At 33.8% G+C, this 5,165-nt stretch carries 6 protein-coding genes; 2 read left to right on the forward strand and 4 right to left on the reverse strand.

The genetic code is table 11. The features are described 5' to 3' along the window. Together DMP16_RS07740 and DMP16_RS07745 are read left to right on the forward strand one after the other, a co-directional pair. Nucleotides 1-726, forward strand: a 726-nt coding sequence (locus DMP16_RS07740) for an FAD-dependent protein (RefSeq protein WP_342764250.1), incomplete at its 5' end; no start/stop codon positions are given. A 33-nt stretch (nt 727-759) separates the two neighbouring features. Further along, nucleotides 760-1,734, forward strand: a complete 975-nt coding sequence (locus tag DMP16_RS07745) for an Lrp/AsnC family transcriptional regulator (RefSeq protein WP_143577056.1) — start codon at nt 760-762, stop codon at nt 1,732-1,734. Here the strand turns inward: DMP16_RS07745 and DMP16_RS07750 are convergent. The 4 genes from DMP16_RS07750 to radA all read right to left on the reverse strand — a co-directional run. After that, nucleotides 1,711-2,532, reverse strand: a complete 822-nt coding sequence (locus DMP16_RS07750) for a prephenate dehydratase (protein ID WP_069282485.1) — start codon at nt 2,530-2,532, stop codon at nt 1,711-1,713. The two genes, DMP16_RS07745 and DMP16_RS07750, sit on opposite strands and share 24 nt — an antisense overlap. A 27-nt stretch (nt 2,533-2,559) precedes the next feature. Continuing rightward, the gene (gene ilvA, locus DMP16_RS07755; RefSeq protein ID WP_069282486.1) at nt 2,560-3,777 is read right to left on the reverse strand and encodes a threonine ammonia-lyase; all 1,218 of its coding nucleotides are present in this window, start codon (nt 3,775-3,777) and stop codon (nt 2,560-2,562) included. A 19-nt stretch (nt 3,778-3,796) separates the two neighbouring features. Next, the gene (locus DMP16_RS07760; protein ID WP_069282487.1) at nt 3,797-4,315 is read right to left on the reverse strand and encodes an HIT domain-containing protein; all 519 of its coding nucleotides are present in this window, start codon (nt 4,313-4,315) and stop codon (nt 3,797-3,799) included. A 41-nt stretch (nt 4,316-4,356) separates the two neighbouring features. Next, on the reverse strand, nt 4,357-5,165 hold an 809-nt coding region (radA, locus tag DMP16_RS07765), incomplete at its 5' end, for a DNA repair and recombination protein RadA (protein WP_143577057.1).

Here is a 5,165-nt window from a genome sequence, read left to right on the forward strand (position 1 = left end):
GTACCCGGACCATTGGATATAGGAGTAAGAGTAGAAGTTGAAGCATTTGTATTTGACGAACTAACCGAGGCTGTTTGGGATCCTAAGGTTATACTTTACTCCAAGAAGTATGATGATAAAGTTAGAACATTCTGCGTAAATCCTAGAGGGTATATAATGAAGGAGGTTTATGATGATGGAACTATAGGAGTCAATGGTGAGACCTACGTCGATAAAAAGAGTAGTAATACGAATTTTGCATTCCTAACTACAATTAAGTTATCAGATCCATTAGAAGATACTATAGAATACGGGAAGAGTATAGCTAGGTTAATGACGAGGTTAGGCGGAGGAAGGCCTATATTGCAAAGATTATCAGATTTCGAGAAAGGAAGAAGAAGTACTTGGGATAGAATAAATAGGTCTACAGTAAAACCAACTTTAAGGGACGTTACACCGGGTGATATAAGTATGGGATTGCCATACAGAGTTGTAGATAATTTGATAGATGGCTTAGAGAGATTAGATAATATAGCCCCGGGTATTTACTCCTCAAATACTCTTCTGTATGCTCCTGAAATAAAGTACTATAGTGTAAAAGCTGTTGTCGACAGTAACATGGAAACTGTCGTAGATAACTTATTCGTAGCTGGTGATGGTGCAGGGTTATCAAGGGGAATTAATGTGGCAGCAGCTACTGGAATATTAGCAGCTAGAGGGGTATCAATAAAACTAGGATTAGATTAATATATTTTAGTTACCCTAAATATATTGATTAAAATGAATCTCAGCCATACTGATAAACTAATTTTAATGGAACTTCAATATAATTTTCCGTTAGACTCTCAGCCATTTAAGACTATAGCTGATAAATTTTCGATCAGCGAAGAGGAGCTACTGGAAAGAGTCAAGATTATGGTTGAAAATGGAATAATAAAAAGGGTAGGAATGTATGTTAGTTTTAGAGCTAAGGGGATGGATGGAGCATTAATTGGAGCTAATGTACCGTTAGAAAACGTAGAGAAGTTTAGAAAAATTGCGTTAAGTATTAGGGAACTTACGCATAACTTTGTGAGAAATCATCCTAGGTATAATATATGGTTTGTGTTAAAGGCTGAAAATAGATCTACACTTAACGAGAAAATTAAAGATTTATTAAGTAAAGTTAATTCTGATGATTATGTAATATTATATTCTAAAAAAACATTAAAATTAAGTGTAAAATACGATATAATAAGAGGTGTTTCTTGGAGTGAGAATAGCATGAGAACTTTAATTGAAAACGTGCCAACAGCTGATGAACTAGGAGTAAATAAGGAGCTATTGAAGGATCTTTCATATCCCCTTAAGCTTACTAACAGACCTTTCAAAGAAATAGGAGAAAAATATAACATGGGAGAAGATGAGATAGTTGACTTAATTAAAGAATTATATGAGAAAAATGTAATTAAAGATTATGGAGCTACATTAAATGGGGAAAAGGTAGGAATAATAGAAAACGGTATGGTTTTACTTGATAATGACAATCCAGAAGATGCTTGCAAAAAAGTTGCTTTAAACGTTAGGGAAGCTACACATGTTGTTCTAAGAGAATCAGATAAAGAGAACTGGAGATTTCTGTGTTATAGTATGATACATGCTACTAACAAGAATATTATTAAAAATGTAGCAAAAGAAATAGTTAAGGAAACTAATTCGAAGAGTTATATGATATTGTTTAGCTTAGAGAATTTAAAGCCTGGTATAGTTATTTAGCTTATTGTAAGACCCCTTTATTTTAATTAGTTCAGTTACTTCTTTTAGCTTATTTAAAAACTGACTATCACCAAGCGATCCTTCATACTCTAAGTAGAAGTAATATTGCCATGGGATAGATTTTAGAGGTCTAGAGTATATCATCGTTATATTTATATTATACTCATAAAATACTTGAAGAACCCTATAAAGAGCTCCAGGCTTATGAGAAACTGTAAATAGTATCATGGATTTATTACCACTTATTCTCATCTCCTTCGATATCACTATAAACCTAGTATAGTTATTATCAGAACTTAGTGAATCTGCAAGCACGTTTAAATTGTATAAATTAGCAGCAAAAGGTGAACAAATTGAGGCAGAATTAGAGTCATTAGATGCAAGTAAAGCGGCTTTAGAAGTACTCTCAACTGGTATATAATCTTTAAATCCTAATGCTTCTAACTTATCCTTGACTTCATTAAAGGCATGAGGATGAGAGTATATCTTTTTAATTTTATCTAAATTTTCCGCTTTAGAGGCTAACACTAATTTTATTTTTTTCTCTAATTCACCTATCACGTAGATATTATCATAATTAAATAAGTTATCTAATGTTTCATTTACTGGACCTTCTAAACTATTTTCTATTGGGACTACGCCTATTTTGTCATTACTTTGGCTAATTTTTTTAAAGATGTATGAAACTGATTGCTCACTTATTAACTCTGCTTTTATTAGATTGGCAACTACACTCGCTGCCTCATGTGAAAAACTGCCTAATGGACCTAAATAATAAATTCCATTTGGATCTACCAATATTATTCTCCTCGACCATTAAATAAATTATTCTACTATTTTTACATCAATACCATCATTTATCAAATCATGTATAAATATACTAAGCGATTCCGATGACTGAAGCTCAAACGTAATATAAATTTTGGTATATCCTGGCATAACGTCGCTACTATGCCTATCATGAACTATATCTATAATATTTCCTCTAATTTTTACCACATGTGATAATACCTTATTCAGATACCCCGGCTTATCTGGTACAATAACTCTTACTTTTACCACCCTTTTTTCTTTATATAAGAATTTTTCAGTGATAGTCGATAGCAATGATAAATCGATATTACCACCGCTTATTAATGAAACCACTTTTTTATCTAATCCATTTATCTTAACCTTACCAGAAATCAATGATGCTAATGAAGCTGCCCCAGCACCTTCTGCTACTGTTTTACTTCTCTCTAATAGAAAAACTATAGCCTCAGCGATTTCTTCGTCATCAACTAAAACTATATCATCAACTAATTCATCAATTATCCCAAATGTAAGCTCTGAAGGAGACTTTACGACTATCCCATCCGCAATAGAATAACTGGGCTCTATCTCAGACAATCTACCAAGCTCCTTAGAAACTTTAGCCGATGGTGATGACGATGATTGAACGCCTATTATTTTAATATTTGGAAATCTCGATTTTAATGCAATGCTTATCCCAGAAATTAAGCCTCCTCCACCTATTGGAATTACTACAATATCAGGATTTAGTTCATATAGTTCTATACCTATTGTACCTTGACCTGCTATAATATCTAAATCATCGTATGGATGTATAAAAACCATCTTAGAACTGCTTATCAATTCTTCTGCTTTCTTCATACATTCATGCAAATATTTACCATAAAGGATAACCTCTGATCCATAGGATTTAGTAGCTCTGTATTTAGATATTGGCGCAGTTTCTGGCATGATGATAACTGACTTTATATCTAAAGTAGATGCAGCATATGCAACCCCTTGAGCATGATTGCCAGCTGAAACCGCTATAACCCCTCTCTTCCTTTCCTCATCTTTTAAAGATAATAACTTATTAAATGCTCCTCTAACCTTAAATGATCCCGTTTTTTGTAAATTTTCCAGCTTAAGATAAACTTTAGCATTAACAATCTTGGAGAAAGTTGTTGAATAATCAAGTGGTGTCTCATGAACATAACCGGATATCTTCTCTTTAGCGCCTTTTATTTTATCAATATATTCTAAACTCTTCATCTGAAAAACCCTGCCCTCATCACGATTCAGTGCTCGAGGACTTCTTCATAATCTCTTTAATACTACTACTTATCTTTTTAAATGTATCATCTAATGATTCTGGGATAACCTTGGTATTAGAAATTATTGGCATAAAATTAGAATCACCATTCCATCTAGGGACTATATGCATATGTAAATGTGACTCTATTCCAGCACCAGCCACTCGACCGATGTTAAAACCTATGTTAAAACCATCCGGATTATAGGCGTTTCTTATGGCTTTAATCACAATATTCGCCAAATCGAACATATCTAAAGCTTCTTCTGAAACCATTAGCTCTATTGTAGAGATATGCCTGTACGGTGCTATCATGACATGTGCAGTGTTATATGGAAAAGCATTTAGCATAACGAATGCATACTTTCCTCTATATACTACATAATTTCTTTCATCTTTATTCTCTTTATTAACCCTACAAAACAAACAATCTTCCTTGCTACCCTTGCTGGCTTCGGATACGTATTTCGACCTCCAAGGTGCCCATAAGACGTCCATATGAATATGTATATATTATTTAAGGATAAAACCTTATCTTCTTACTCTTCAGCATCCCTAATTCCTTCTTCAGTTAATGCAAATACAACTTCTCCTTCTGGTAAATGAGGTGCATCAACTACTCTAGCTATTCTTCTGTTTCCTCTACTCTTCTTTAATTGTACTCTTATACCTGGCACATGATATAACGTATGGCCTCCGACTGCTACAGTAGGATCACCATAGAACATATCTGGCCTAGCCATTACTTGGTTAGTAATAACTACTGCAATATCATATACTTCTGCCAGCCTAACTAGCTGATGAAGATGTTTGTTCATCTTTTGCTGCCTTACTGCTAAGTTTTCTCTACCAGGGTATTCTGCCCTAAAATGAGATGTAACAGAATCAACTATAATAAGCTTTATTGATGGCTCTTTGGTTACAAGCTCTTGTAAATCATCAACTATTGCGATTTGATGATCTGTATTTATTGCCCTTATGTAATATATATTGTTCATAACAGAATCTATATCTAAACCTAAAGCCTTAGCCATATTTTCTATTCTCTCCCATCTAAATGTTCCTTCAGTATCTATATATACTGCCTTACCAGAAAGACCACCTTTCTCTGGTGGAAGTTGCACATTAACACTTAATTGATGACATAACTGAGTTTTTCCAGAGCCAAATTCACCAAAGAACTCCGTCATAGTTCTAGTCTCAATGCCACCACCCAATAGACTATCTAAAGCTTGACTTCCAGTTGTAATCTTCCTTACCGTCATTCTTTCTTTCTTGACCTCTAAGGCTGTTTTAAATCTGATATCTAAAGCATCCCTTGCTTCCTTAATAATCCTCTGAGCAGTGG

Source organism: Sulfolobus sp. B1 (assembly GCF_007050195.1).
GTDB lineage: Archaea > Thermoproteota > Thermoprotei_A > Sulfolobales > Sulfolobaceae > Saccharolobus.